Annotated in this window: 25 protein-coding genes; 16 read left to right on the top strand and 9 right to left on the bottom strand. The window is 71.4% G+C overall.

The window, feature by feature from the left end; translation table 11 throughout:
- Window positions 1–21: 21 nt before the first annotated feature.
- The 3 genes from JJI54_RS27740 to JJI54_RS27730 form a co-directional block, all read right to left on the bottom strand.
- A complete protein-coding gene (locus JJI54_RS27740; RefSeq protein ID WP_203076673.1) occupies window positions 22–348 on the bottom strand; it encodes a hypothetical protein in 327 nt (108 codons plus the stop codon).
- Window positions 349–496: 148 nt separating this feature from the next.
- Window positions 497–2,113 (bottom strand): glycosyltransferase family 2 protein, encoded by a 1,617-nt coding sequence (locus JJI54_RS27735; RefSeq protein WP_203076672.1) that lies wholly within the window; start codon window positions 2,111–2,113, stop codon window positions 497–499.
- Window positions 2,114–2,190: 77 nt separating this feature from the next.
- Window positions 2,191–3,174 carry a hypothetical protein gene (locus JJI54_RS27730; protein WP_203076671.1) on the bottom strand — a complete coding sequence of 328 codons (984 nt, stop codon included), beginning with the start codon at window positions 3,172–3,174 and terminating at the stop codon, window positions 2,191–2,193.
- A 330-nt stretch (window positions 3,175–3,504) separates the two neighbouring features.
- Between JJI54_RS27730 and rfbF the strand changes: the two genes are divergently transcribed.
- The 3 genes from rfbF to JJI54_RS27715 are packed head-to-tail and all read left to right on the top strand — an operon-like array spanning window position 3,505 to window position 6,617.
- The gene (gene rfbF, locus JJI54_RS27725) at window positions 3,505–4,320 is read left to right on the top strand and encodes a glucose-1-phosphate cytidylyltransferase (RefSeq protein WP_203076670.1); all 816 of its coding nucleotides are present in this window, start codon (window positions 3,505–3,507) and stop codon (window positions 4,318–4,320) included.
- 11 nt (window positions 4,321–4,331) lie between these two features.
- Window positions 4,332–5,513, top strand: a complete 1,182-nt coding sequence (locus tag JJI54_RS27720; protein ID WP_203076669.1) for a methyltransferase C-terminal domain-containing protein — start codon at window positions 4,332–4,334, stop codon at window positions 5,511–5,513.
- A gap of 12 nt (window positions 5,514–5,525) precedes the next feature.
- A complete protein-coding gene (locus tag JJI54_RS27715) occupies window positions 5,526–6,617 on the top strand; it encodes an NAD-dependent epimerase/dehydratase family protein (protein ID WP_203076668.1) in 1,092 nt (363 codons plus the stop codon).
- Between the two features lie 3 nt (window positions 6,618–6,620).
- On the opposite strand, the gene JJI54_RS27710 is transcribed toward JJI54_RS27715, so the two are convergent.
- Together JJI54_RS27710 and JJI54_RS27705 are read right to left on the bottom strand one after the other, a co-directional pair.
- Window positions 6,621–7,553: a hypothetical protein gene (locus JJI54_RS27710; protein WP_203076667.1), complete on the bottom strand. Its 933-nt coding sequence runs from the start codon at window positions 7,551–7,553 to the stop codon at window positions 6,621–6,623.
- 17 nt (window positions 7,554–7,570) lie between these two features.
- The gene (locus JJI54_RS27705; protein WP_203076666.1) at window positions 7,571–8,947 is read right to left on the bottom strand and encodes an oligosaccharide flippase family protein; all 1,377 of its coding nucleotides are present in this window, start codon (window positions 8,945–8,947) and stop codon (window positions 7,571–7,573) included.
- 226 nt (window positions 8,948–9,173) lie between these two features.
- On the opposite strand from JJI54_RS27705, the gene JJI54_RS27700 reads away from it, so the two are divergent.
- From JJI54_RS27700 to JJI54_RS27655, 10 genes are all read left to right on the top strand, one after another.
- The gene (locus JJI54_RS27700; RefSeq protein ID WP_203076665.1) at window positions 9,174–9,920 is read left to right on the top strand and encodes a glycerophosphodiester phosphodiesterase; all 747 of its coding nucleotides are present in this window, start codon (window positions 9,174–9,176) and stop codon (window positions 9,918–9,920) included.
- A gap of 112 nt (window positions 9,921–10,032) precedes the next feature.
- A complete protein-coding gene (locus JJI54_RS27695; protein WP_203076664.1) occupies window positions 10,033–10,842 on the top strand; it encodes an ABC transporter ATP-binding protein in 810 nt (269 codons plus the stop codon).
- Complete coding sequence (locus JJI54_RS27690) at window positions 10,839–12,725, top strand: long-chain fatty acid--CoA ligase (RefSeq protein ID WP_203076663.1); 1,887 nt, start codon at window positions 10,839–10,841, stop codon at window positions 12,723–12,725. The genes JJI54_RS27695 and JJI54_RS27690 overlap by 4 nt, the downstream gene beginning before the upstream one ends.
- Before the next feature lie 10 nt (window positions 12,726–12,735).
- Entirely contained in the window at window positions 12,736–13,629 is an 894-nt protein-coding gene (locus JJI54_RS27685) for a branched-chain amino acid ABC transporter permease (protein WP_203076662.1), read from the top strand.
- Window positions 13,630–13,639: 10 nt separating this feature from the next.
- The gene (locus JJI54_RS27680; RefSeq protein WP_456305618.1) at window positions 13,640–14,698 is read left to right on the top strand and encodes a branched-chain amino acid ABC transporter permease; all 1,059 of its coding nucleotides are present in this window, start codon (window positions 13,640–13,642) and stop codon (window positions 14,696–14,698) included.
- A 34-nt stretch (window positions 14,699–14,732) separates the two neighbouring features.
- A complete protein-coding gene (locus JJI54_RS27675; RefSeq protein ID WP_203076660.1) occupies window positions 14,733–16,022 on the top strand; it encodes an ABC transporter substrate-binding protein in 1,290 nt (429 codons plus the stop codon).
- A complete protein-coding gene (locus JJI54_RS27670) occupies window positions 16,019–16,861 on the top strand; it encodes an ABC transporter ATP-binding protein (protein ID WP_318987599.1) in 843 nt (280 codons plus the stop codon). Before JJI54_RS27675 ends, JJI54_RS27670 begins: the two co-directional genes overlap by 4 nt.
- On the top strand, window positions 16,852–18,090 hold the full coding sequence (locus JJI54_RS27665; protein ID WP_318987598.1) for a phenylacetate--CoA ligase family protein: 1,239 nt from the start codon (window positions 16,852–16,854) through the stop codon (window positions 18,088–18,090). The genes JJI54_RS27670 and JJI54_RS27665 overlap by 10 nt, the downstream gene beginning before the upstream one ends.
- Entirely contained in the window at window positions 18,087–19,691 is a 1,605-nt protein-coding gene (locus JJI54_RS27660) for an AMP-binding protein (RefSeq protein WP_203076659.1), read from the top strand. The genes JJI54_RS27665 and JJI54_RS27660 overlap by 4 nt, the downstream gene beginning before the upstream one ends.
- Before the next feature lie 5 nt (window positions 19,692–19,696).
- The gene (locus JJI54_RS27655) at window positions 19,697–20,869 is read left to right on the top strand and encodes an isovaleryl-CoA dehydrogenase (RefSeq protein WP_203076658.1); all 1,173 of its coding nucleotides are present in this window, start codon (window positions 19,697–19,699) and stop codon (window positions 20,867–20,869) included.
- 51 nt (window positions 20,870–20,920) lie between these two features.
- On the opposite strand, the gene JJI54_RS27650 is transcribed toward JJI54_RS27655, so the two are convergent.
- Window positions 20,921–21,136: a hypothetical protein gene (locus JJI54_RS27650; protein ID WP_203076657.1), complete on the bottom strand. Its 216-nt coding sequence runs from the start codon at window positions 21,134–21,136 to the stop codon at window positions 20,921–20,923.
- 114 nt (window positions 21,137–21,250) lie between these two features.
- On the opposite strand from JJI54_RS27650, the gene JJI54_RS27645 reads away from it, so the two are divergent.
- Window positions 21,251–21,667 (top strand): rhodanese-like domain-containing protein, encoded by a 417-nt coding sequence (locus tag JJI54_RS27645; protein ID WP_203076656.1) that lies wholly within the window; start codon window positions 21,251–21,253, stop codon window positions 21,665–21,667.
- A complete protein-coding gene (locus JJI54_RS27640; RefSeq protein WP_203076655.1) occupies window positions 21,664–22,140 on the top strand; it encodes a DUF3237 domain-containing protein in 477 nt (158 codons plus the stop codon). Before JJI54_RS27645 ends, JJI54_RS27640 begins: the two co-directional genes overlap by 4 nt.
- On the opposite strand, the gene JJI54_RS27635 is transcribed toward JJI54_RS27640, so the two are convergent.
- On the bottom strand, window positions 22,135–23,277 hold the full coding sequence (locus tag JJI54_RS27635; protein WP_203076654.1) for an ATP-grasp domain-containing protein: 1,143 nt from the start codon (window positions 23,275–23,277) through the stop codon (window positions 22,135–22,137). The two genes, JJI54_RS27640 and JJI54_RS27635, sit on opposite strands and share 6 nt — an antisense overlap.
- A gap of 11 nt (window positions 23,278–23,288) precedes the next feature.
- Between JJI54_RS27635 and JJI54_RS27630 the strand changes: the two genes are divergently transcribed.
- Complete coding sequence (locus JJI54_RS27630; protein WP_203076653.1) at window positions 23,289–24,149, top strand: CoA-binding protein; 861 nt, start codon at window positions 23,289–23,291, stop codon at window positions 24,147–24,149.
- 150 nt (window positions 24,150–24,299) lie between these two features.
- On the opposite strand, the gene JJI54_RS27625 is transcribed toward JJI54_RS27630, so the two are convergent.
- Window positions 24,300–24,572 carry a hypothetical protein gene (locus tag JJI54_RS27625; protein WP_203076652.1) on the bottom strand — a complete coding sequence of 91 codons (273 nt, stop codon included), beginning with the start codon at window positions 24,570–24,572 and terminating at the stop codon, window positions 24,300–24,302.
- 36 nt (window positions 24,573–24,608) lie between these two features.
- Window positions 24,609–25,049 (bottom strand): alpha/beta fold hydrolase, encoded by a 441-nt coding sequence (locus JJI54_RS27620; protein ID WP_203076651.1) that lies wholly within the window; start codon window positions 25,047–25,049, stop codon window positions 24,609–24,611.
- Between the last annotated feature and the right edge of the window lies 1 nt (window position 25,050).

Below are 25,050 nucleotides of genomic sequence, written 5' to 3'. Positions count from 1 at the left end.
ACGCCGCGCGGGCGCCGCCGGTCAGGGCAGCATGTCGCGCAGCCAGTTCTCGGACTCCGGCGCCAGGCCGGACCAGGCCGCCCGGGGGCCGACCGCCGTCACCAGCAGCAGCCCGCTACGGGCGAATCCGCGCCGCGCCAGGGCCCGCTTGAAATGGCTGACGAGGTAGGAGGGCGAGAGGTCGGTGGAGACGAGGATGCTGTCATCCGCCACCGCCCAATGCGCGTCGGCCACTTCCCAGATCGCGTCGCGCACCGCCTTGCGCATGCCCTCCACGCCCCCGGCCTCCGGGCTGGTCTCCGCGGCATCGGCGGCTTCGGGGCGATGGATGACGAGCGAGAGGGTCATGCGCGGATTGTTGCCGCAAACCCGCGCCGCGCCTAGACCGGCTTGCGCATCGGCAGCGGCGCTCGAACCGGCCCGGACGTCGGTTGCCGCGCTTTTCCCGGCTCGTCGGGCGATTCCGCCCGGCGTCGAAAGGCTTGGGCCCGCCCCTCTACCCGGCCGCGGCTTCCCGGTCCCGCCGCCAGGCCTCCGTGTCCTGCATAAGGCCGAGCGCCACCAGCGCCTCCGGCCCCGTGAAGTCCCGCGCCGCCGGCCCGGCCAGGGAGAAATCGGGGTCGGCCTCCAGCCGCCGCAGGTAGCGGCGGTATTCGCGGGAGCCGTCGTAATGGATGCCGCGGGTCACGGCATCGACGGCCCTTTCGTGGAAATCCTGCAGGAACTTGTAGTGCAGCAGCACGCCGGTGGGCTGTTCCGCGGCCAGGCGCATGGGCGCGATGCGGTGGGTGGAGGCGAGCAGCGCCGCGCCTTCCCGCCAGCGGATCAGGGGCAGCTTGGTCAGGGTGGGGGAGCGCGGGGGGGCGAGGGCCAGGAAGCGCGGATCGGCCCGCAGCCGCGGGACGCGCAGGCCCAGGTTGAACAGCTTCTGGCGCAGCCAGCGCAGGCCGCGCGTGGGATCGGCTTCCGGGAAGAACAGCCTTTCCCGTACCCCGCCATAGTCCAGCGTGCCGGGGAAATCCTCGATCCGCTCCCGCCGCAGGCGGGGGGGTTCGAACAGCGGCGCGGCGGCGCGCAGATCCTCCCCGGCCTGGTAGCGGCAGGCGGCCAGCGGGCCGCGCGGGAAGCAGTCCAGCAGGATGGTGCGCATCGCCTCCGCCCCCTGCGCGTCCAGGTGGCGGGTCAGGGCGCGCAGGCCGGCGCGGTCGCTGCCCGGGAAGACCAGCTGTTCATCCGCATCCAGCACCAGCGCCCAATGGCCGCGGCCCCAGGCATCCAGCACCGCATTGGTCCAGGCGATGCCGAAGCCGGAGGCCGGGTAGTCCCCCGGCGCGTCGATCAGATGCGCGCCGGCCCGCAGCGCCGCGTCCCGCGTGCCGTCGGTGGAGCGGTTGTCGATCACGATGAAGCGGTCCACGCCCAGCGCGCGGGCGGCCTCCAGCGCGGCGGGCAGGCGCATCGCCTCGTTCCGCACCACCAGCACGGCCAGGATCTCCCCGGGCCGGGGGGCGGGGGCGGGGCCGATGGGGGCCAGGCCATCCGGCAGGGCGGGCGCCGCGGCGCGCGGCGCGGCGCCAGCCAGCAGGCGGGCGGCGATGGCGGGATCCTCCCCGCAGGGGGCGGCGAAGGGCAGGGCGCTGCCGAAGGCGGAAGGCAGGTCCGCCAGCCCCAGCGCCGCGCCATCGGGGCGGCGATGCACCAGCGGCGCCGCCGGCCGCGGCAGGATGGCCCGCGCGCGGGCGCCGATCGCGGCCGCATCCGCCGCGCCCTCCGCCGCCAGGCGCCGGGCCGTGGCGGCCGTCAGGCACCAGCCATCCCCGGCATCGAGGCCCGGATGGTCCGCCCCCAGCAGGCTGGCGGCGATGGCCGCCGGGGGGCGCAGCGGCAGCGCGCCGGGCGGCAGCCAGGCGATCGCCACCACGGCCGGATCGGCCAGCGCCCGGCGCAGCGCCGCCTCATCCTGCCCCGGCGCGGCCCGCGCGCCCCAGCCGGCAAGCCGGTTCGCCAAAGGCGCCGCGGCGCCCAGCACGGCGAGCCCGCCGAGGGGTCCCCCAGGGGGCGCGGATGGCGCGGCGGCGGCCGCGGGGCTGAGGCAGGCGGTGCTCGCGGGCAAGGCAGTCTCCGGTCCAGCCCGGCCCTGGATGGCCGGCCCCCGCGCAACGTCCCGGCTGCGACGCGGTTGCGGGGCGTTCAGGCGGTGGGGGCGTCCCGGCCCGGATCTGGCGCCCGGGCCGCCAGGGGGGCGGCGAGGGGGGTGGCGAGGGGAGGGGGCATGGGGCCGGGCATGGGGGTCTGGCGGCCGCGCCACCAGGCCAGCATGCCCCGCAGCACGATCCCGGCGCGGCGGCGGATGTCGCGCAGCCCCTCCTTCACCTCCGCCCGCCAGAAGAAGGGCTTGACCGGGTGCCACAGCATGTCCGGCCGCCTGCCCATGCGGTAGAGCGGCGGCTTGAAGACCAGCGTGCCGGGGGCGAGGTTCACCTGCAGCGGCGTGTTCGTGTAGTGCCGGCCCCGGTAGCGGCCCGGCGTCATCGGCCCCTCTCCGCCGAGGTCCAGCACCGTGAGCCCGGCCTCCATGCCGAGCGTCGGCCAGGTGGCTTCGCAATGCCCGCCCCAGCCGGCGCGATAGGCCTGGTCCACCACCCGCATCATGGCGGCGGAGGCGCGGTAGATCGGCAGGAAGGCGCGCCATTGCCGCGATTCCGGCACGGGCAGCGGCGCGCTGAGCGAGGGCCAGTTGTACCAGTCCGGATCGCAGGCGCGCGGGATCAGCCCGGGCGCCAGCAGGTCCGCCGCATCATCCTCGAAGGCCGAGAGGAACCGGCGCCAGTCGCCGGAATAGCGCACGTCGTACTCGACGACCCAGTAGCGGGCGTGCTGCGGCTGCGCCCGCCAGTAGTGCAGCGCGATGAGGTCCGTGTGCCCGCCGGCCCAGAGGGTCCAGGCCTCGCCGCCGGATTTCGCGGGATAGGCGGCGTGGCGCATCTCCGGCGTGCGGACGATGTGGTGCGGCACCGCGGCCAGGCGCGGCGGCACGGGCGCGCCCGGCGCCAGGTGGATCAGCACGGTCGGGCGGTAATGCGGCGGGCAGGCGGTGCGCAGCCTGTCGAAGGCGCGCGCCGCCCAGCGATCGAAGAAATGGGTCTGGAAGAGCAGCGCTGTCGTCGGCGGCATGTCCTTGCCTTCAAGGGGCGCGCCACGCCGGGGTTGGTCGCGCCGCCGCTGCGTAGCCCGTCGCGCGGCGGGCCGCGCCTCACGTTGCGGCGACGCACGCGGATGGGAGCGCGCCGCGGGCAGGCCGCGGGGGAACGGGACAGGCCGGCTGCGCGCCGCCCTCGCGCGCCGGATGCGTCCGCCCCGCCCCGGCCGAACGTTCTGCCGCGGCCTTCTAGCAACCGCGTGAGGGGTGGAACCTTCGGCTTCCGTCGGCGCTCCCCAGCCAGTCGTTCCGGCATCGCGGCATGGGTCGAGCATCTGGCGCCGGACCATCGGGGAATTCACGACATGGCGGTGCGCAAGGCAGTCATCCTCGCCGGCGGCTACGGCACGAGGCTGATGGAGGAGACGGAGACGAGGCCGAAGCCGATGGTGGAGATCGGCGGGCGGCCGATCCTCTGGCACATCATGAAGATCTACTCGGCGCACGGGATCAACGAGTTCGTGATCGCGCTGGGCTACAAGGGCTACATGATCAAGGAGTTCTTCGCGAACTACCGGCTGCACATGTCCGACGTGACCTTCGACTACGGCCGCAACGACATCTCGACCCATGTCGGGCGGGCGGAGGCCTGGAAGGTGACGCTGGTGGATACGGGGGCGGAGACGATGACGGGCGGGCGGCTGAAGCGCCTGGCCGACTATGTCGGCGACGAGCCCTTCTGCATGACCTATGGCGACGGCGTCGCGCAGATCGATATCGGCGGGCTGATCGCCTACCACGAACGCCATGGCCGCGCCGCGACCGTGACGGCGGTGCGCCCGCCCAGCCGCTTCGGCGCGCTGGAGACCGAGGCCTCCGGCCGCGTGGCGAAGTTCCGGGAGAAGCCGCCGGGCGACGGCATGCGCATCAATGGCGGCTTCTTCATCCTCTCCCCCCGCGTGCTGGACTACATCCCCGGCGACGAGACCGTCTTCGAGAAGGAGCCGATGGAGCGCCTGGCCGAGGATGGGGAGCTGATGGCCTGGGAGCATGACGGCTTCTGGCATTCCATGGACACGCTGCGCGACAAGCGCGCGCTGGAAGCCATGTGGAGCGCCGGCCAGGCGCCCTGGATGGACCAGCCGCTCGGCGCCAGGGCGCGGATGGTCGTGCCGGCCTGAGGCGCCGCGCCATGGCACGCCTGCACGAGGCGCGGTGGGAACGCCTGCGCGCCACCCCCTTCCTGGCACCGGCCTGCCGCTGCTGCGGGCTGGGGCTGGAGGAGGCGGTGGCCGATCTCGGCCTGGCGCCGCTCTCGGGCGCGCCGGTGCCGCCGGGCACGGCCATGGCCTTCCACCCGCTGCGGCTGATGGTCTGTTCGGATTGCCGCCTGGTGCAGGTGCCGGACCCCGCCCCGGCGGCCGCCCCGCCGCCCGCGCCGCCCTGGCGGGAGGAAGGCTTCGCCGCCGCGATGATCGCGGCGCTGCGGCTCGATTCCTGGACGCCGGTGGCGGAGGTCGGCGCCGGCGCCATGCTGCCCGCCTTCGCCCGCCGCGGCGTGCCCGTGCTGCAGGAGGAGGCGGCGGGCTTCGACATCCACCGCGCGCGCCGCCTGCGGGCGGAGGGGCTGGAGCCCGCGCTGCTGCTGGTGCCGGATGCGCTGGCGGCGGCGCCTTCGCTGCACGGGCTGGCCGCGGGGCTGCGCGAATTCCTCGCCCCCGGTGGCGTGCTGGCGCTGGAGGTGCCGTCGCTGCTGGCGATGATGCAGGGCCGGCGGATCGACCTGCTGCGCCATGGCCGCCTGTCCTGGTTCACGCTGGCGACGGCGGAGATGGTGCTGGCGCAGCACGGCCTCGTCGTCTTCGATGCGCGGCGCACGGGGCGGGAGGGCGGCGGGCTCCGCCTGCTGGCGCGGCATGCGGAGGATCGCGGCAAGCCGCTCACCCCGGCCATCGAGGCGCTGCGGCAGGAGGAGGCAGCGGCCGGCCTCGGCACCGCGGAAGCCTACCGGGTGCTCACCGCGCGGCTGCTGGAGGCGAAATGCGCGCTGCTGGACTTCCTGGTCGGCGCGCAGCGCGCGGGGCGGCGCGTGGCCGCGGCCGGCGTGCCGGCGGCGACCACGCTGCTGACCTGGTGCGGCGCCGGGCCGGAGCTGCTGGCCTTCACGGTGGATGAGGATCCCGCCCGGCACGGCCTCGTGCTGGCCGGCACCACCATCCCGATCCGCCCGCCGGCGGCGCTGGCGGCGGAGAGGCCGGATTTCGTCCTCAGCCTGGACGCCGCGGGCAGGGAGGCGCTGGCCCGCCGCCTGCCGGGCCTCCGCCCCTGGGGCGGCCGCTTCGTCGTTCCTCTTCCCACCATCGACATCGTCTGAGGAAGACCAACCATGCGCATCCTCATCACCGGCAACATGGGCTATGTCGGCCCCGTGGTGGCCGCGCATCTGCGCGCGGCGATGCCCGGCGCCACGCTGATCGGCCATGACGCCGCCTTCTTCGCGGATTGCCTGACCACGCCGGAAGGCCTGCCGGAATCGGTGCTGGACGCGCAGCATTTCGGCGATGTGCGGGACCTGCCCTCCGCCCTGCTGCAGGACGTGGATGCGGTGGTGCACCTGGCCGCCATCTCCAACGACCCGATGGGCCTGCGCTACGAGGCGCCGACGGCGGAGATCAATGCCCGCGCCTCGCTCCGCCTCGCGGCCCTGGCGCGGGAGGCCGGCGTCTCCCGCTTCGTCTTCGCCTCCTCCTGCTCCATCTACGGCTTCGCCGAGGGCGGGCCGCGGAAGGAGGAGGACGCGCTGAACCCGCTGACCGCCTATGCCCGCAGCAAGGTGGCGACGGAGGAAGGGCTGCACGCCATGGCGCCGCGCGACATGACCGTGACCTGCCTGCGCTTCGCGACGGCCTGCGGCGCATCGCCGCGCACGCGGCTCGACCTGGTGCTGAACGATTTTGTCGCCGGCGCGCTGGCGAATGGGGAGATCAGCGTGCTGTCCGATGGCACGCCCTGGCGCCCGCTGATCGAGGTGCGGGACATGGCGCGCGCCATCGAATGGGCGATCACGCGCGACCCCGCCGCGGGCGGGCGCGTGCTGAGCGTGAATGCGGGATCGGATGGCTGGAACCTGCAGGTGCGGGACCTGGCCGAGGCCTGCGTGCGGGAGATTCCCGGCACGCGGCTTTCCATCAATGCGGAGGCGCCGCCGGACAAGCGCAGCTACCGCGTCGATTTCGGCCTGTTCCGCCGCCTGGCGCCGGACCACCAGCCGCGCATCGGCGTGACGCAGGCGATCCAGGGGCTGCGGGACGGGCTGAACGCCATCGGCTTCGCCGACCGCCACTACCGGGAAGGGCGCTTCATCCGCCTTCGCGTGCTGGACGCGCTGCGCAACCGCGGCCGGATCGATGGCGACCTGCGGCGGCAGCCGGGAAAGCTGGGCGAGCCCGCGAATGAGGTGGCGGCCAACGCCGCCTGAGGCTCAGCCCGGCGCCGGCCCGCCCCGGCGCCGGGCGATCCAGTCGCGGAGCGCGCGGCGCCGGGCGCCGGCGATGACGCGCCATTCGCGGAAGCCCGCGCCGATCTCGTCCTTCCAGTGCCAGGGCTTCACGGGGTGCCACAGCGTGTCCCGCCGCGTGCCGGCGCGGTACATCGCGGGCTTCGCGAAGAAGGTGCCGGGCGCCAGGTAGAACTGCACGGCGCTGGAGGCGGCGGAGGTGTAGAAGCGACGCGTGTTGCCGGGCGCGACGAAGGGGCCTTCGCCGCCGATATCCTCGATCGCGAAGCCGCGCAGCCGCGCGAGGGTGGACCAGGTGGCCTCCAGATGCCCGCCGAAGCCGGCCTGGTAGGCCTCGTCCATCGCGCGGAACATGCGCCGGCTGACGCGGAACAGCGGCAGGAAGGCGGCGGTCGCGGCCTCCGCCAGGGCTTCCGGCGTCTCGATCCCCGCCAGCGAGGGCCAGCACACCCAATGCGGGTCCTGGTCCCGCGCGCGGACGCAGGTGGTCAGCAGATCGGCCTCGCTGGCCTCGAAGGCGTCGAAGAAGCGGGACCAGCGGCCGGTGAAGGCGACGTCGTATTCCATCACCCAGCAGCGGTCGAAATCCGGCAGCGCGCGCATGGCGTGCAGCGGGATCAGGTCGCAATGGCCGCCGCCCCACATCTCCCACGCCCGCCCGGTCCAGTCCGCGGCGGCGTTCTTGCGGGGATAGGGCAGGGCGCGGAGTTCGTCGGTGCGGACCACATGGTGGGGGTGGCGCGCCAGGCGCGGCGGCACGGGCTTGCCGGGCGGCAGGTGGATCAGCACGCGGCAGTCGAAATGCGCCGGCGCTTCCCGCGCCAGGCGGCGGAAGGCGCGTTCCGACCCGGCGTCGAAATAGTGCGTCTGCAGCAGCAGCAGCGTGCGGGCCGGCATGGGCGGCGATCCTTCCTCTATTCCGCGGCGATGATGGTGGCGCGGCGGGACAGGGCGCGCGGCAGGCGGCCGCGCAGCATCATCCAGGCCACGGCACCATAGACGCTGGCGCCCAGCACCGCCGCCACCACCAGCTCCACCATCGCGGACATCTGCAGGGTCAGCTCCAGCGCGATGACGGTGGCCGCCAGCGCGCCCGTCGCCACCAGCGCGGGCGCGATGCGGGCCAGCAGCCAGGCGGCGGGGCGATTGACCTCCCGCAGCACCATCCAGGTGAGGATCGGCGGCATGATCAGCGCCTGGGACGCCCAGGCGAGCGCGACGCCGGATGGCGTGGCGGGCTGGAAGATGGCCAGCGCGGTCAGCGGGATGATGGTGGCCGCGGCCGCGATCGTCACGTTCCGCTTCGGCTTGCCGCGCGCGACGAAGAGGCTGGTGGTGTCGCCATGGATGAAGGTGACCACGGCGCTGAGGCCCACGATCTGCGCGGCATGCGCGGTCTGGTACCAGGCGGGGCCGAGCAGGGCCTGCACCAGGTCCGGCGCCGTCAGCGCGATGCCGGCGGCCAGCGGCATGCCGAGCAGCGCCTGCAGCTGCGCCAGATCCCCGAAGGCCTCGGCCTGCGCATGGTCGTCGCCCTGCAGGGCGCAGAGCCGCGGCATGGCGATGCGCGATGTCGCCTGCCACACCATCACGAGCGCGGCATCCAGCATGCGGAAGGCGAAGTGGCACACCGCCAGCACCGCTTCCGTGGTGACCAGGCCGAGCGCCAGCAGGAACAGCCGGTAGCGCCCCACCATGACGAAGACGGCCAGCACCTGCGGCCCCGCCACCGGCCACAGCGCGGCGAGCGAGGCGCGGTCGATCACCGGGCGCGCCGCGAAGCGGCCGAAGCAGGCCAGCAGCAGGAAGATGACGATGGTGGCGACCACCTGGTTGCCGATCATCGCCCAGGCGCCATGCCCGGTGGCGGCCAGGCCGAGGCCCACGGCCAGCGCCAGCGGCTGGCCGATCAGCACCCGCGCCGCCAGCAGCTTGAAGCGCTGCTGCCGCAGCACGAGGCCGGAGGCGCAGCCCGCGAAGGCGGAGATGGGCAGCAGCGGCGCCAGGCTCAGCGCCAGCGCCGTCACGCCCGGCGCATCCGCCGAGCTGGCGAGGTAGGGCGCGCCGATCGCCAGGATCAGCGCCGCGACGCAGCCCACCAGGGTGGCGCCGATCAGCGCGCTGCCGGCATGGCGGGGCGTGAGCTGCGGGTGCTGGACCACCGCATCGGTGAAGAGCGTGGCGCCGGCGACATCGAGCAGCATGAAGGCCGCGATGGCGACCATGCCGGTTCCGGTGGCCTCCGGCCCGATGACGCGGCCGATGACCAGCATGGAGAGCAGGGAGAACACGGCGGAGGTCGCCGTCTCCGCCAGGACCCATGCGGGGGAGCGGGAGGCTGGGAGGCGCAGGGCGGTATTCCTTGGCAAGACGACGGACGGGATTGTGCGGTGCAATATGACGTCCGGATCGGGGCGCGCCGCTGACAATCCCGTGCCCCGCGGTAGCGCGAAGGGCCGGAAACGGTTCCGGCTCCCCCGCTGGATTTTGACCGCCCGGCGCGGCAGCATCGGCCCCATGCCACACCGCACCCTGATCGCCGCCCATCGCGGCGGCCTCTTCCTCTGGCCCGAGAACAGCGCCCGGGCCTTCCGCGAATCCGCCGGCCTGGCCGTGGAACAGGCGGAATGCGACGTCCACCTCTCCGCGGATGGGGAGGTGATCGTGATGCATGACGCGACGCTGGACCGCACGACGGATACGCGCGGCTCCGTCGCGGCGCTGACCGCGGCCGAGCTGTCACGCGTGCGCGTGCGCGGCACGGCGGGGGAGGCGCCGCCGACCCTGGCCGAATACCTGGCGATCCTCGCGCCCTCGCCCGTCGCGCCGCGGATCGAGATCAAGGTGGGCGCCGACAACCGCCCGCATCGCGGCATCGTGCCCAAGGTGATGGCGGCGCTGGATGCCGGCGGGCAGCGCGCGCGCAGCTGGATCATCGGCTTCCAGGCGGAGACGATGGCGGAGGCGCAGCGGGCCGGCGGGCTGGCGGGCGTCGCCTGGCTGTCGGAGCTTTCCACGCTGCGCGACATCGGGCTGGACGGGATCATCGCCGTGGCGAAGCAGCACGGCTTCCCCGAGATCGGCGTGACGGAGGGCGTGATCGATGCGGAGTTCCTGGCGCGCTGCCGCGCGGCGGGGCTCGGCGTGGGCACCTGGGGGGCGAACCACGCGCCCTCCATCCGGCGGATGCTGGATCTCGGCGTCGATATCTTCGCCACCGACGACCCGCCGCTCGCGATCCGCATGCGGGACGGCGCGGCGTAACATGTCTCACACGATGGGCGAGTTGGCGGGCGCGGTGTAACGGGTTGCGGCCAGCCGCGCCGCATGCGTAAGCTTCCCCCCAAGGAGACAAACCAGGGGGGGACACGGCGGCGTGGCCGGCGAAGAACCGATTCTGTCGGCGGAGGGCGTGAGCCTGCGCTTCGGCGGCGTGAAGGCGCTGACCGACGTCTCCTTCAGCGTCCGCAAGGGCGAGGTCTTCTCCATCATCGGCCCGAACGGCGCGGGCAAGACCTCCATGGTCAATTGCGTCTCCGGCCGCTACCGGCCGACCGAGGGGCGCATCCTGTTCGATGGGCAGGACATCACGAAGCTCGGCCCCAACCGCCGCGCGGGACTCGGCATCGGGCGCACCTTCCAGAACCTGGCGCTGTTCGGGCATATGAGCGTGCTCGACAACATCATGGTCGGCCGCCACCACCTGCTGCGCGCGGGCTTCCTGCGCGGCATGGTCTATTGGTGGGGCGGCGCGCAGCGGGAGGAGCTGGCGCATCGCGCGGAGGTCGAGGAGATCATCGACTTCCTCGAGATCCAGCATGTGCGCAAGGCGCAGGCCGGCACGCTGCCCTATGGGCTGCGCAAGCGCGTGGAACTGGCGCGCGCGGTGGCGCTGAAGCCGAAGCTGATCCTGCTGGATGAGCCGATGGCGGGCATGAACCTCGAGGAGAAGGAGGACATGGCCCGCTTCATCCTGGACCTCAACCAGGAATGGGGCATGACCGTGCTGATGATCGAGCACGACATGGGCGTGGTGATGGATATCTCCCATCGCGTCATGGTCCTCGACTTCGGGCGCAAGATCGCGGAGGGGCTGCCGGAGGAGGTGATGGCGCATCCGCAGGTGCGGCGCGCCTATCTCGGCGTGGATGACGAGGCGGTGAATCCGGCGGAGATCGACGCGTGACCGATACGCTGCCGAGATTGCTGGCGGAAAATGCTGCCCGGTTCGGCGGCGAGATCGCGCTGCGGGAGAAGCAGTTCGGCATCTGGCGCAGCGTCACCTGGGCCGAGTACCAGGCGCGCACGCGGTTGTTCGCGCTGGGGCTGAAGCGCCTCGGCGTGCGGCGGGGCGAGGTGATCGCGCTGATCGGCGACAACCGCCCGGACTGGGTGATGGGGGAGATCGCGGCCCATGCGCTGGGGTGCCGCAGCCTCGGCATCTATCGCGACGCGCTGGACGAGGAGGTGGCCTATCTGCTGGCCCATGCCGGCGCCACCATCGTCTTCGCCGAGGATGAGGAGCAGGTGGACAAGCTGCTCGCGGTCTCCGACCAGGTGCCGGGGCTGCGGCGCATCGTCTTCAGCGATCCGCGGGGGATGCGGAAGCTGGAGGATCCGCGGCTGATCTCGGCCGAGGAACTCTGCAGGATCGGCGCCTCCGAGGATCCGGCCGAGTACGACGCGCTGCTGGCGGCGATGGAGCCGGAGGATGTCGCGATCCTCTGCACCACATCGGGCACCACGGCGCGGCCGAAGCTCGCCATGCTGACCAGCGGCGCGCTGGTGCGGCATTGCCGGGCCTATCTGAAGGCGGACCCCAAGGGGCCGCGGGATGAATACGTCTCCGTCCTGCCGCTGCCCTGGATCATGGAGCAGATCTACGTCCTCGGCTGGGGCCTGATCGCGCGCATGAAGGTCAACTTCGTCGAGGAGCCCGAGACGATGATGGCCGATTTCCGTGAGATCGGCCCGACCTTCGTGCTCTTCGCGCCCCGGGTCTGGGAAGCGCTGGCGGCGGAGGTCCGCGCGCGGGTGATGGATGCGTCGCCTTTGAAGCGTCGCATGTTCGACCTCGGCATGAAGCTGGGGCTGGAGGCGGTGGCGAAGGGCACGCGATCCGGCATGGCGGATGCGCTGCTGTTCCGCGCGCTGCGCGATCGCCTCGGCTTCACCAACCTGACCTCCGCCGCGACGGGCGGCGCGGCGCTGGGGCCGGAGACCTTCCGCTTCTTCCAGGCCATGGGCGTGCCGCTGCGCCAGCTCTATGGCCAGACGGAGCTGCTGGGCGCCTATACGCTGCATCGCGCGGGGGAGGTGGATTTCGACACGGTCGGCGTGCCCTTCGATGACACCGTCGAATTGCGCGTGCATGAGCCCGACGCGAATGGCGTCGGCGAGATCGTGACGCGCCACCCCAACATGTTCAGCGGCTATTTCGGCATGGAGGCGCCGGCCGACCTGCGCGATGGCTGGCTGCACACCGGCGATGCCGGCTATTTCGGCAAGGGCGGGCAGCTGGTCGTCATCGACCGCATCAAGGACATCGCGGAGACATCCGGCGGCGACCGCTTCAGCCCGCAATACATCGAGAACAAGCTCAAATTCTCGCCCTATGTGGCGGAGGCGGTGGTGCTGGGCGCGGGGCAGCCGCACCTGGCCGCGATGATCTGCATCCGCTTCCCCATCGTCAGCAAATGGGCGGAGCGCAACCGCATCGCCTTCACCACCTATTCGGACCTCTCGGCGCGGCCGCAGGTGCTGGACCTGCTGCGGGCGGAGGTGGCGAAGGTGAATGCGACGCTGCCGCCGGCGCAGCGGCTGCGGCAATTCGTGCTGCTCTACAAGGAGCTGGACGCGGATGACGAGGAGCTGACGCGCACGCGCAAGGTACGGCGCGGCGTGATCGCGCAGAAATACGGCGACATCATCACGGCGATCTATCGCGGCGACGCGACGATCCCGGTGGACACGACGATCGCCTTCCAGGACGGCACGAAGCAGCGCATCCGCACCACGCTGACCGTGATCGTGACCGATGCGGCGGCGCCGGCGATGGCGGCGGAGTAGGGGGACGACGATGGACCTGGCGCTGCTGCTGCAACTCACGCTGAACGGGCTGATCGTCGGGGCCTTGTACGGCGTCGTCGCCATGTCCTTCGTGCTGATCTACAAGGCATCGCAGGTCGTGAACTTCGCGCAGGGGGAATTCCTGCTGGTCGGCGCCTGGGTCTGCTGGTGGTTCCTGACGGAATGGCAGCTGCCCTTCTATGCCGGATTCCTCTTCACCCTGGTGTTCATGACGCTGTTCGGCCTGGTGCTGCAGGTGGTGGTGCTGCGGCCACTGATCGGAGAGCCGGTGATCAGCGTCATCATGGCGACCATCGGCCTCGGCATCTTCTTCCAGGCGCTGATGAAGTGGATCTTCGGCGTCTTTGCCAAGCCCTTCCCGCCGATCTTCGAGACCGAGCGCGTCAGCCTCCTGGGGCTGGAGGTGCAGACGGTGTACCTCGCCAGCCTCGGCATCTCGCTGCTGATCATGGCGGCCTTCGGCTGGTTCTTCACGGCGTCGAAGCACGGGCTGGCGATGCGGGCCACGGCCTTCGACCAGCAGGTGGCGCAGTCCCTCGGCGTCTCCGTGCCCAAGGTCTTCGCCATGTCCTGGGCGATCTCGGCGGTCGTGTCCTCCGTCGCCGGCGTCGTCGTCGGCGTGGTGAATGGCGTCTCCTCGGCGCTGTCCTTCTACGGCATCAAGGTCTTCCCGGCGGTGATCCTGGGCGGGCTCGACAGCATCATCGGCGCGGTGCTGGGCGGGGTGATCGTGGGGCTGCTGGAGAACTGGGCGCACTACATCGACAGCGAATGGCTGAACTGGGGCAACATGTTCCAGATCGCGCCCTTCTACGCGCTGGTCATCATCCTGCTGATCAAGCCCTACGGGTTGTTCGGCACCAAGAATATCGAGCGCGTGTGACATGGTGGCCATGACCCCCGCCGGCGACTACCGCACCAGCTACCGCGCCGACACCACCATCTTCCCGACGCGCAACAGCCGCATCGCGCTGTTCATCGGGCTCGCGCTTCTCTGCTGCGCGCCGCTGCTGCTGGGGCGGTACGAACTCAGCCTGCTGATCAATATCGGCTTCCTCGGCATCGCGGCGCTCGGGCTGAACATCCTGGTGGGCTTCACCGGGCAGATCAGCATCGGGCATGCAGCCTTCTTCGGGCTCGGCGCCTTCACCTCCGCCTGGCTGCATGAACATCTCGGCGTGCCCGTCATGCTCTGCATCCCGCTGGCGGGGATCGTGACGGCGCTGATCGGGCTGGTCTTCGGTGCGCCGGCGGCCCGGCTGAAGGGCTTGTATCTCGCCATCGCGACGCTGGCGGCGCAGTTCATCCTGGAGGATTTCTTCGCCCGCGCGCGCTGGTTCACCGGCGGCGTGGCGGGGCGGATGACGGAAAGCCCCGTGCTGTTCGGCTTCGCCTTCGACCGGGACGAGACCTATTTCTACCTGACGCTGGCCTGGGTGGTGATCATGTTCGTGGGCGCCGCCAACCTCATGCGCTCCCGCGACGGACGAGCGCTGGTGGCGGTGCGGGACCATTACCTGTCCGCGGAGATGATGGGCATCAACCTGGCCTATTACCGCACGCTGAGCTTCGGCATCGCGAGCCTCTATGCCGGCATCGGCGGCGCGCTCTACGCCCACTACCTGCTCTTCGTCAGCGTGGAGGCCTTCAACATCCTCTTCTCCATCCAGTTCCTCGGCATGGTCATCATCGGCGGGCTGGGTTCCGTCATGGGCAGCCTGATGGGCGCGGCCTTCATGGTGATGCTGCCGGAGGTGACGCAATGGGGGGCGGAGGCGCTGGCGGGGAGTGCGATCGACCAAGCGCTGCGCCTCGGCGCCTCCATCTCCTTCCTGCGGGAGATGGTGGTGGGCGCGGCCATCATCCTGTTCCTGATCTTCGAGCCCGATGGGCTCGCGAGGCGGTGGCGCCTGATCAAGGCGTACTGGAAGCTCTACCCGTATTCACACTGACCGGCAGAAGCCGGCGCATGGGAGGATCAAGGCGATGAAGGTGAAGCATCTGCTGATGGGGGCCGTGGCGGCCATGGCGGCGGCGCTGCCGGCCGCGGCGCAGCGCATCCCGGTCGGGCACCTCATGGACAATTCGGGCGCCACCAGCGATGTGGGCGTGCCCTATGGCCAGGGCGTCGCCGATGCCTTGCAGTGGGTGAACCGCACGCGCAACGGCATCAATGGCCGGCAGCTCGACGTCTCCGGCTTCGACTACGGCTATGCCGCGCCGCGCGCGGTCAGCCAGTACCAGGCCTGGACGGGCCGCCAGCGCGTCGTCGCCATCCAGGGCTGGGGCACGGCGGATACGGAAGCGCTGGTCCGCTTCGTCACGCGCGACCGCATCCCCTATATCAGCGGATCCTATGCCGCGACGCTGACGGATGCCGCGGGGCGTTCCGGCCGCCAGGGCGTGGAGGCCGCGCCCTTCAACTTCTTCTACGGCCCGTCCTATTCGGATGCGCTGCGCGCCATGCTGCAATGGGCGGCGCAGGATTGGCGCGCGCGCGGCCAGCAGGGGCGGCCGAAATACGTCCACATGGGCGCGAACCACCCCTACCCGAATTCGCCGAAGGAAGCCGGTGAGACGCTGGCGCGGGAACTCGGCTTCGATGTGCTGCCGGCGATCCAGTTCGCGCTGACGCCGGGCGACTACACCGCGCAATGCCTGACGCTGCGCAATGGCGGCGCGAACTACGCCTATCTCGGCAACACCGCGGGGTCCAACATCTCCGTGCTCCGCGCCTGCCAGACCGCCGGCGTGAATGTCCAGTTCATGGGCAATGTCTGGGGCATGGACGAGAATGCGATGAAGGCCGCGGGCACGGCGGCGAATGGCGTCATCTTCCCCGTGCGCACCGGCGCCGTCTGGGGCCAGGACGTGCCGGGCATGCGCGCGGTCAGGGAGATCAGCCGCATCTCGGATGCCGCCGGCACGGCCTATCGGCCCGTCCACTACCTCGCCGGCATCTGCAGCGCGATGCTGATGGTGGAGGCGATGGAGACCGCCGGCGCCAATGGCGGCCAGGTGGCGGCGGAGCGGATCCGGGAGGGCTTCTACGCCCGCCAGAACTGGGTGCCGCGGGGCTTCGAGGGCGTTTGCAACCCCTCCTCCTTCGCGCCGGATGACCATCGCGGCACGCTGCGAGTCGGCATCTACCGCGCCGTCGTCAACGGCAACACCGCCGCGGGTTCGGTGGCGGAGCTGGTGCAGGCCGGCACCATCAAGGTGGAACCCGTGACGGTGGTGGAGCTTGAGCGCCGCCGCGACTGGCTCGGCTGGTGAGCGAGGCGGCGACGCTTCCGGCAACGGCTCCCCCGGCGACGGGGGAGCCACCGCTGCTGGAAGTGAACAACATCGAGGTGGTCTACAACGACGTCATCCTGGTGCTGCGCGGCCTGTCGCTCGCGGTGCCGAAGGGAAGGATCGTGGCGCTGCTGGGCGCCAATGGCGCGGGCAAGTCCACCACGCTGAAGGCGATCTCCGGCCTGCTGAAGTCGGAGGAAGGGGAGGTGACGCGCGGCGACATCCGCTTCGCCGGCGAACGGCTGAACGGCGTGGAGGCGCACCAGATCGTCCGCAAGGGCATCTTCCAGGTGATGGAAGGCCGGCGGATCATCAGCGACATGACCTGCCTGGAGAATCTCCGCCTCGGCGCCTTCACGCGCAGCGATGGCGCGGGCGTGAAGCGCGACATCGAGATGGTCTATGACTACTTCCCGCGGTTGAAGGAACGCACGGGTCTGGCGGGCTACCTTAGCGGCGGCGAACAGCAGATGCTGGCGATCGGCCGCGCGCTGATGGCGCGCCCGACGCTGATCCTGATGGACGAGCCCTCCATGGGCCTGTCGCCGCTTCTGGTGAAGGAGGTCTTCGGGATCATCCGCAAGCTGAACGAGGATCTCGGCATCACCATCCTGCTCGTCGAGCAGAATGCGCGCATGGCGCTCTCCGTTGCCTCCCATGGCTATGTGATGGAGCAGGGCAAGGTGGTGCTGGATGGCAGCGCGGAGGCGCTGGCGAACAACGAGGATGTGAAGGAATTCTATCTCGGCGGCCATGGCGCGGACCGCAAATCCTTCCGCAACCTGAAATCCTACAAGCGACGGAAGCGGTGGCTGTGACGGCGCATTACGACGAGCGGGAGACGCGCGGCGCGGAGGCGCGGCAGGACGCGCTGCGGGCCGCGCTGCCGCGCCTGGTGGCGCGGGCCAGGGCGCGGGCGCCGGCCTATGCGGCGCTGCTGGATGGCATCGATCCCGCGGCCGTCACGGATCGCGCGGCGCTGGCGCGCCTGCCCGTCACGCGCAAATCCGCGCTGATCGAGGCGCAGGCGGCGGCACCGCCGCTTGGCGGCTTCACGACCCTGCCGCTGGGCGATTTGCCGCGCGTCTTCGCCTCGCCGGGGCCCATCCATGAACCGCAGCCGGAGGGCCGCGATCCCTGGCGCTTCGCGCGCGCGCTGCACGCCACGGGGCTGCGCGCCGGGCAGCTGCTGCACAACTGCTTCGCCTACCACTTCACCCCCGCCGGCATGATGCTGGAGGAAGGCGCGCGGGCGCTGGGCTGCCCCGTCTTCCCCGCCGGTCCCGGCAACACGGAAAGCCAGGCGCGCGCGGCGGCGCATCTGCGGCCCGCCTGCTACGCGGGCACGCCCGATTTTCTCAAGGCGATCCTGGAAGCCGGCGACGCGCTCGGCCTCGATCTGTCGTCGCTGAAGCTCGGCCACGTCACGGGCGGCGCCTATCTGCCCGGGCTGCGCGCCTTCTACGCCGCGCGCGGCATGACGGTGCTGCAGAGCTACGGCACCGCCGATCTCGGCCTCGTCGCCTATGAGTCGGAGGCGCGGGAGGGGCTGATCGTCGATGAGGATGTGGTGCTGGAAATCGTGCGCCCCGGCACCGGCGACCCGGTGCCGGAGGGCGAGGTCGGCGAGGTTCTCGTCACCACCTTCAACGACACCTATCCGCTGATCCGCTTCGCGACGGGCGACCTCTCCGCCGTGCTGCCCGGCGCCTCGCCCTGCGGGCGCACCAACATGCGCATCAGGGGCTGGATGGGGCGCGCGGACCAGGCGGCCAAGGTGCGCGGGATGTTCGTGCGGCCGGAACAGGTGGCGGCGGTGATGCGGGACCATCCGGGCCTCGGCCGCGCGCGGCTCGTCATCGGGCTGGACGGGACGCGGGACACGATGGTGCTGCGCGTGGAGACGCCGGTGCGCGATGCGAGCCTGGTGGAAAGCCTGGCGCGCAGCCTGCAGGGCCATACGCGGCTGCGCGGCGTCGTCGAATTGCTGGAACCCGGCGCCCTGCCGAATGACGGCAAGGTGATCGACGACACGCGCCCCGCATGATGCGCGGCCGCTACGAGGCGATCCGCGCCGCGTTCCGCTGGGAGATTCCCGCGCGCTGCAACCTGGCGGAGGAAGTCTGCGACCGCTGGGCGGATGGCAGCCGGCGCCTGGCGATGATGCAGGTCCTGGGCGACGGCATCACGGAACTCATCGGCTATGACGATCTCCGCCACCGTTCCTGCAAGCTTGCGAATCTCTTCCTCGCCATGGGCATCGGGCGCGGGGACCGGATCGGCGTGCTGCTGCCGCAATGCCAGGAAACGCTGCTGACGCATCTCGCGGCCTGGCGCATCGGCGCGATCTCCGTGCCGCTCTTCACCCTGTTCGGAGAGGAAGCGCTGGCCTACCGGCTGCGCGATTGCGGCGCGGTGGCGCTGGTGACGGATGGCGTCGGCGCGGGGAAGCTGCGCTTCATCCGCGACCAGCTGCCGGCGCTGCGCCATGTGCTGGACATCGATGGCGGCGCGGACCTGCACAAGCTGATCGAACCCGCGAGCGACCGGCATGACTGCGTCGCGACGGGGCCGGACGATCCCGCCCTCATCATCTACACCAGCGGCACCACGGGCAGCCCGAAGGGCGCGCTGCATGGCCATCGGGTGCTGCGCGGGCATCTGCCGGGCGTGGAGATGCCGCATGAATTCTTCCCGCAGCCGGAGGACACCTTCTGGACGCCGGCGGACTGGGCCTGGATCGGCGGGCTGCTGGACGTGCTGCTGCCCAGCCTGTTCCACGGCGTCACCGTCGTCGCGCATCGCATGGCGAAGTTCGACCCCGAATACGCCCTGCGGCTGATGGCGCATTACCGCGTGCGCAACGCCTTCCTGCCGCCCACGGCGCTGCGCATGCTGCGCCAGGTGCCGGACCCCGCGCGCTTCGGGCTGGACCTGCGCAGCGTCGGCAGCGGGGGGGAGAGCCTGGGCGCGGAGATGCTGGAATGGGGCCGCGGCGCCTTCGGGCTCACGATCAACGAGTTCTATGGCCAGACCGAATGCAACCTCACCATCGCCTCCTGCGCGGGCCTCTTTCCCGTCAAGCCCGGCGCCATCGGCAAGCCGGTGCCGGGGCATGAGGTCGCGATCCTCGGCCCCGATGGCGCGGTGCTGCCGCGCGGGGCGGAGGGCACCATCGCCATCCGCGCGCCCGATCCCGTGATGTTCCTGGGCTACTGGAACAGGCCGGAGGCGACGGCCGCCAAGTTCCACGGCGACTGGCTGCTGACCGGCGACCAGGCGGTGATGGATGAGGAGGATTACGTCACCTTCGTCGGCCGCGACGATGATGTCATCACCTCCGCCGGCTATCGCATCGGCCCTGGCGAGATCGAGGATTTTCTCCTCGCGCATCCGGCCGTCGCGGCGGTGGCGGTGATCGGCCTGCCGGATGCGCTGCGCACGGAACGCGTCTGCGCCGTGGTGGTGCCGAAGCCCGGCATCGTGGCGGACCAGGCGCTGGTCAGCGACATCCAGCGCAGCGTGGCGACGCGCCTCGCGGGCCATCTCTATCCCCGCCAGGTGGAGTTCGTGGAGGCGCTGCCCCAGACGACAACTGGCAAGATCATGCGCGGCGAGCTGCGACGCCGCTTCGCGACGAAGGACTGAACCCCATGGCCGCCAACCAGCTCCCGCTGCTCGATTTCGACCTGGGCGATGAGGTCGATGCGCTGCGCGACAGCGTGCGCGCCTTCTCCGATTCGCGCGTCGCGCCCATCGCGGCGGAGATCGACCGCACCGACGAATTCCCGCGCTACCTCTGGCCGGAAATGGGCGCGCTCGGCCTGCATGGCATCACGGTGGAGGAGGAGTATGGCGGCGCCGGCATGGGCTACCTGGCGCATTGCGTGGCGATGGAGGAGGTGAGCCGGGCCAGCGCCTCCGTCGGGCTTTCCTATGGCGCCCACAGCAACCTCTGCGTCAACCAGATCCGCCGCAACGGGACGGAGGAGCAGAAGCGCCGCTACCTGCCTAAGCTCATCAGCGGGGAGCATCTGGGCGCGCTGGCGATGAGCGAGCCCTCCGCGGGCTCCGACGTCGTCTCCATGAAGCTGCGGGCGGAGAAGCGCGGCGACCGCTGGGTGCTGAACGGCACCAAGCTGTGGATCACCAACGCGCATTACGCGGAGACGCTGGTGGTCTATGCGAAGACCGATCCCGCCGCCGGGCCCAAGGGCATCACCGCCTTCCTGATCGAGCGCGGCTTCAAGGGATTCCGGCCGGCGCAGAAGCTCGACAAGCTCGGCATGCGCGGCAGCCCCACCAGCGAGCTGGTCTTCGAGGATTGCGAGGTGCCGGCGGAGAATGTGCTGGGCGCCGTGGGCGGCGGCGTGCGCGTGCTGATGTCGGGGCTGGATTATGAGCGGGCCGTGCTGGCGGCGGGGCCGATCGGCATCCTGCAGGCCTGCCTCGACCTCGTCGTGCCCTACATCCATGACCGCAAGCAGTTCGGTCAGCCGATCGGGGAATTCCAGTTCATCCAGGGCAAGGTCGCGGACATGTACACGCAGCTGAATGCCTGCCGCGCCTATGTCTATGCCGTGGCGCGGGCCTGCGACCGCGGGCGCACCACGCGGAAGGATGCGGCGGGGGCGATCCTCTTCGCCGCGGAGGCCGCGACCAAGGCGGCGCTCGATGCCATCCAGATCCTGGGCGGGAATGGCTACATCAACGACTATCCCGCGGGGCGGCTGCTGCGCGACGCCAAGCTGTATGAGATTGGCGCCGGCACCAGCGAGATCAGGCGGCTTCTCATCGGACGGGAAATCTTCAGGGAAACCGCCTGAACCTGCTCAGGCGCCGGCGCCGCCGCAGGCTGCGCCGTCACCCCCTCCGCCTCAGCGGAAATAGCCGCTGAGCGCCGCGATATCGAAGGCGATCAGCGCGACCAGCGCGATGATCCAGGGCAGGTCCTGCATGATGGCCTGCCCCCAGGTGGCGCGGATGGGGCGGCCGAGCGCGTCGCGGTGGTCGGCGACGGGCACGTCCGTCTCGGTCAACTCGATATCGCGGCCGGTCAGCGGCACGCGTTGGTCCTGGGCGATTCCTGACATGGGTGCTACGGGTCCTTGCAGTGTCCCGGCGGAGAAGGCCGGGGTGCCAGGAAGGTTGCGGCCGGATTGCGCCTTGGCCATCCTTCCCGCCTTCACATCCAAGGGAGTGTCCCCATGGCCGGTGTGCCGGATATCAGTCCCCGCGCCACGTTCCAGGCGCTGTCGGAAGACCCGGAGGCGGTGCTGGTCGATGTCCGCACCGATGCGGAGTGGAATTTCGTCGGCGTGCCGGATCTGTCCGGCATCGGCAAGCAGGTCGTGCTGATCCCGTGGCAGGTCTATCCGACCATGCAGGTGAACGGCGCCTTCGCGGAGCATCTGCACCGCGCCGGCGCGACGCCGCTCTCCAAGCTCTATTTCATCTGCCGGTCGGGCGCGCGCAGCCTGGCGGCGGGCCAGGCGGCGCAGGCGGCGGGCTTCCCGCATGCCTTCAACGTGGCCGATGGCTTCGAGGGCCCGGTGGATGGCGAGGGGCATCGCGGCGGCGTCGCCGGCTGGAAGGCCGATGGCCTGCCCTGGCGCCAGCGATGAGCACCGGGACCCCGCGCATGGCGCTGGCGACGGATTTCCTGTTCCGCATGGAAATCGCCGTCGCCGCGCCGCAGGTGATCGGCGACATGCCGCTCGGCGACCGCCGCATCGGGCTGATCACCGGCGGGCGCTTCCACGGGCCGGGGCTGAACGGCCTGGTGCTGCCGGGCGGGGCCGACTGGCTGCTGACGGGGAATGACGGCGCCACGCGGCTCGATGTGCGGGCCACGCTGCAGGCCGATGACGGCCAGGTGATCGGTATCACCTACCAGGGTGTGCGGCATGCGCCGCCGGAGGTCGCCTCCCGCATGGCGGCCGGTGAGGCCGTGCCGGTCGGCAGCTACTACATGCGCACCGCGATCCGGTTCGAGACGGGGCCAGGGCCGCATGAATGGCTGAACCGCCTGCTGGCCGTGGCGGTGGGGCATCGCTTTCCCGATGGCCCCATCTACGACGTCTATGCGGTGCTATAGGCGCGGGCCGATCGCCTCCGCCAGGCGGCGGACCAGCGCATGCGGGTCCGCCTCCAGCGCCGTGACGCCGACGGCGGCGAGGTCCGCGGCCGCACGCTCCATCGAATAGCCCGCCAGCGCGGCGTGGCCGGCGGCCAGGCCGACGAAGAGCGGCTTGGGGGAGGGTTTCTCCCGCAGCGCCGCCGCCAGCGCCTCCACCCGGCCCTTGAGCGGGCGGGAGGCGAGGGTGGTGTAGAACAGCACCGCGTCGATGCCGGGCCGTTCCGCCATCTCGAAGGCCGCGGCGAAGCGCTGCGGCGCGGTCTCGGCCGGGCCGCCCTGGGCGTTGTCCATGAAGCAGGCGGCGGGGCAGCCGGCATCGCCGAGCAGGTCCAGCATCATCATGCCGAGCCCGGCGCCGGCCGTGACCATGGCGACGCGCCCGCCGGGAATCTCCACCATCTGGAAGCCCTGGTCGCGCGCGCGGCGTTCCAGCGGCGTCAGCGCCGCTTCCTCCAGCGCGGCGGAAAGGGCGGTGCCGGCCGCGTCGTGGCGGAAGGAAGCGGCCTCATCCCGTACCGCCTTGCAGTCGCAGGCGACGAGGCTGCCATCGGCCAGGCGGGCGAGGGGGTTGATCTCCAGGCTCTCCAGATCCTCCGCCACCATCACGCGGGCGAGGCGGAGCGCGAGGCGCGCGAGGCGCGCGGCGAGATCGGGCGCGAAGCGGGTGCGCAGCGCGCGCAGCGCGGTGGCAATGGCGCCGGGCGCTTCCGGCAGCAGGTGGAAGCGGAGCGGGGGCGCGCCGCTCTCGACCTCCACGCCGCCTTCCGGCGCGCAGAGGACCTCGATCGCCTGGGCGGTGCCGTCCACGCGCAGCGCCAGGAAGATCTCCTGCGCGATGGCGACGGGCTGTTCCAGCATCAGCGGCGCCGTGGCATCGCCCAGGATGCCGCGGATGGCGCGCGCGGTGCCCGCCACGTCGCCTTCCGCGCGCCGCACCAGGCCGCGCTTGCCGCGGCCGCCTTCCAGCAGTTGCGCCTTGACCACGGCATCGCCGAAGCCTGCCGGTGCGGCATCATCCCGGATCAGCACCGCATCGGGCAGCGCGATGCCGTGGCGGCGGAGCGCCACCTTGCCGTCCCACTCCGTCAACCGCATGCTCCGCCTCCATGACCCCGGCCTTCCTGCACAGCGCGCCGCAACGCGTCGTCATCGTCAACCCCACGGGACGCTACGCCAGCGCGCAGGTCGCCGCCATGCGGACCGCCGGCACGCGCGTGGTGGCGGGCATCGCGCCCGGGCGCGGCGGCACGATGCAGGATGGGCTGCCGTTGCTGGACGACCTCTCGCAGCTCGATGCGCCTGCCGATGCGGCGGTGCTCTACACGCCGCCGGATGGCGTGCTGGATGCGGTGCGGGATTGCTGCGCGGCGCGCATCCCGCTGATCGTCGCCGCGGCGGAATACGTGCCGGTGCATGACAGCCTGAAGGCCGCGGTGGCGGCGCGGGAGGCCGGGTGCTGGCTGGTGGGGCCGAACACGCTGGGGCTCGCCGTGCCGGGGCAGGTGCTGCTGGGCTCCATCGCGCCGGAATTCATCACGCCGGGGCGCGTGACCCTGCTGTGCCGCAGCGGGACGCTGACGCTGGCCATCGCGCGGCTGCTGACGGAGGCCGGCATCGGGCAGCGCGCCGTCATCCATATGGGCGGCGACCTCGTCATCGGGCGCAACCCGCATGAATATCTCGCGGTGCTCGCGCGGGATTCCGCGACGGAGGCGGTGCTCTATTGCGGGGAGCTTGGCGGCGACAAGGAATATGCGCTGGCGGAGGCGCTGCCCGCGCTCGGCAAGCCGCTCGTCGCGCTGGTGATGGGAAGGCATGCGCCGGCGGGCACGCGCATGGGCCATGCGGGCGCGCTGGCGGGGGCGGAGCGGGAGACGGCGGCGGCGAAGCTGGCGGCGCTGCAGGCCGCCGGCGCCATCACGGTGGAGCGGCCGGAACAGGCGATCGAGGCGCTGCGGCGCTTGTGATACCATCGGCATGATGGGTTCACCTGCGGCCGGCGTAGCCGGCCGAGCGCCCGAATGGGCGCCGCGCCCGGTGGCGCGGAGCCAAGCGGCCGGGTGGCCGCGCCGGCAACTGAGGGCAGACATGCATGGCATGTCTGCAAGGCGATAGACTCAGCGCGGCGTGTGTGCGCGGAGGAAGCTTCGCATGTGGCGCACCGCCATCGGGATGCGCGATGGCGGATCCTTCCAGGGATAGAGGCTGAGCTGCGCCTGCGGCGCCAGCATCGCGGCCTCCATCGCCACGGCATAGGGATGCGCGGGCACGTCATCCGGCAGGATCATCACCGGCGTCTGGCATGCCCGCACGAAGTCGCGCGTGACGGTGAGGACGAAGTCCGGATCGGTCGCATACATGCGGCGCAGATACTGCTCCACCTGCGCCATGGAGATGTCGGGGCGGCGTGCGCAAAGCGCGGGGCCTCAGCCCGCCATGTTGTTGTCGTAGAACAGCGTCGGCTTTTCCGGCCGGAAGCCGCTGGGCTGCGCCAGGATGGCGGCGGGGATGCGATGGCCCGCGCGCTTCAGCAGGTTCCAGATGAAGGGCCCGCCGATGCAGAAGCCCAGCACGCCGAAGCGATCGATGCCGAGATGGTCCATCAGCGCCAGCTGGTCATCCGTGTGGCAGTCCCAGGGGCGGTCGGGCTCCAGCGGGCCGTGCGATCCCCCGCCCTCCGCATTGCGCAAATCGAGGGTGATGCAGCGGAATTCGTCGCTGAAGGTGGCGAGCGCGTCGAAGGGCCCCTTCTCCCGCACGAAGGGGATGGTGGAATTGAGCCCGCCGCCCGGGATCCGCAGCAGCGGGAAGCCGGAACCCGCTTCCTCGTAATGGATGCGGACGGGGCCGCGGTCGAAGAAGGGCATC

This window comes from Falsiroseomonas ponticola (genome assembly GCF_016805305.1).
In the GTDB taxonomy this organism is placed as follows: Bacteria; Pseudomonadota; Alphaproteobacteria; order Acetobacterales; family Acetobacteraceae; genus Falsiroseomonas; species Falsiroseomonas ponticola.
This window is presented reverse-complemented; position numbering and strand designations above follow the sequence as displayed.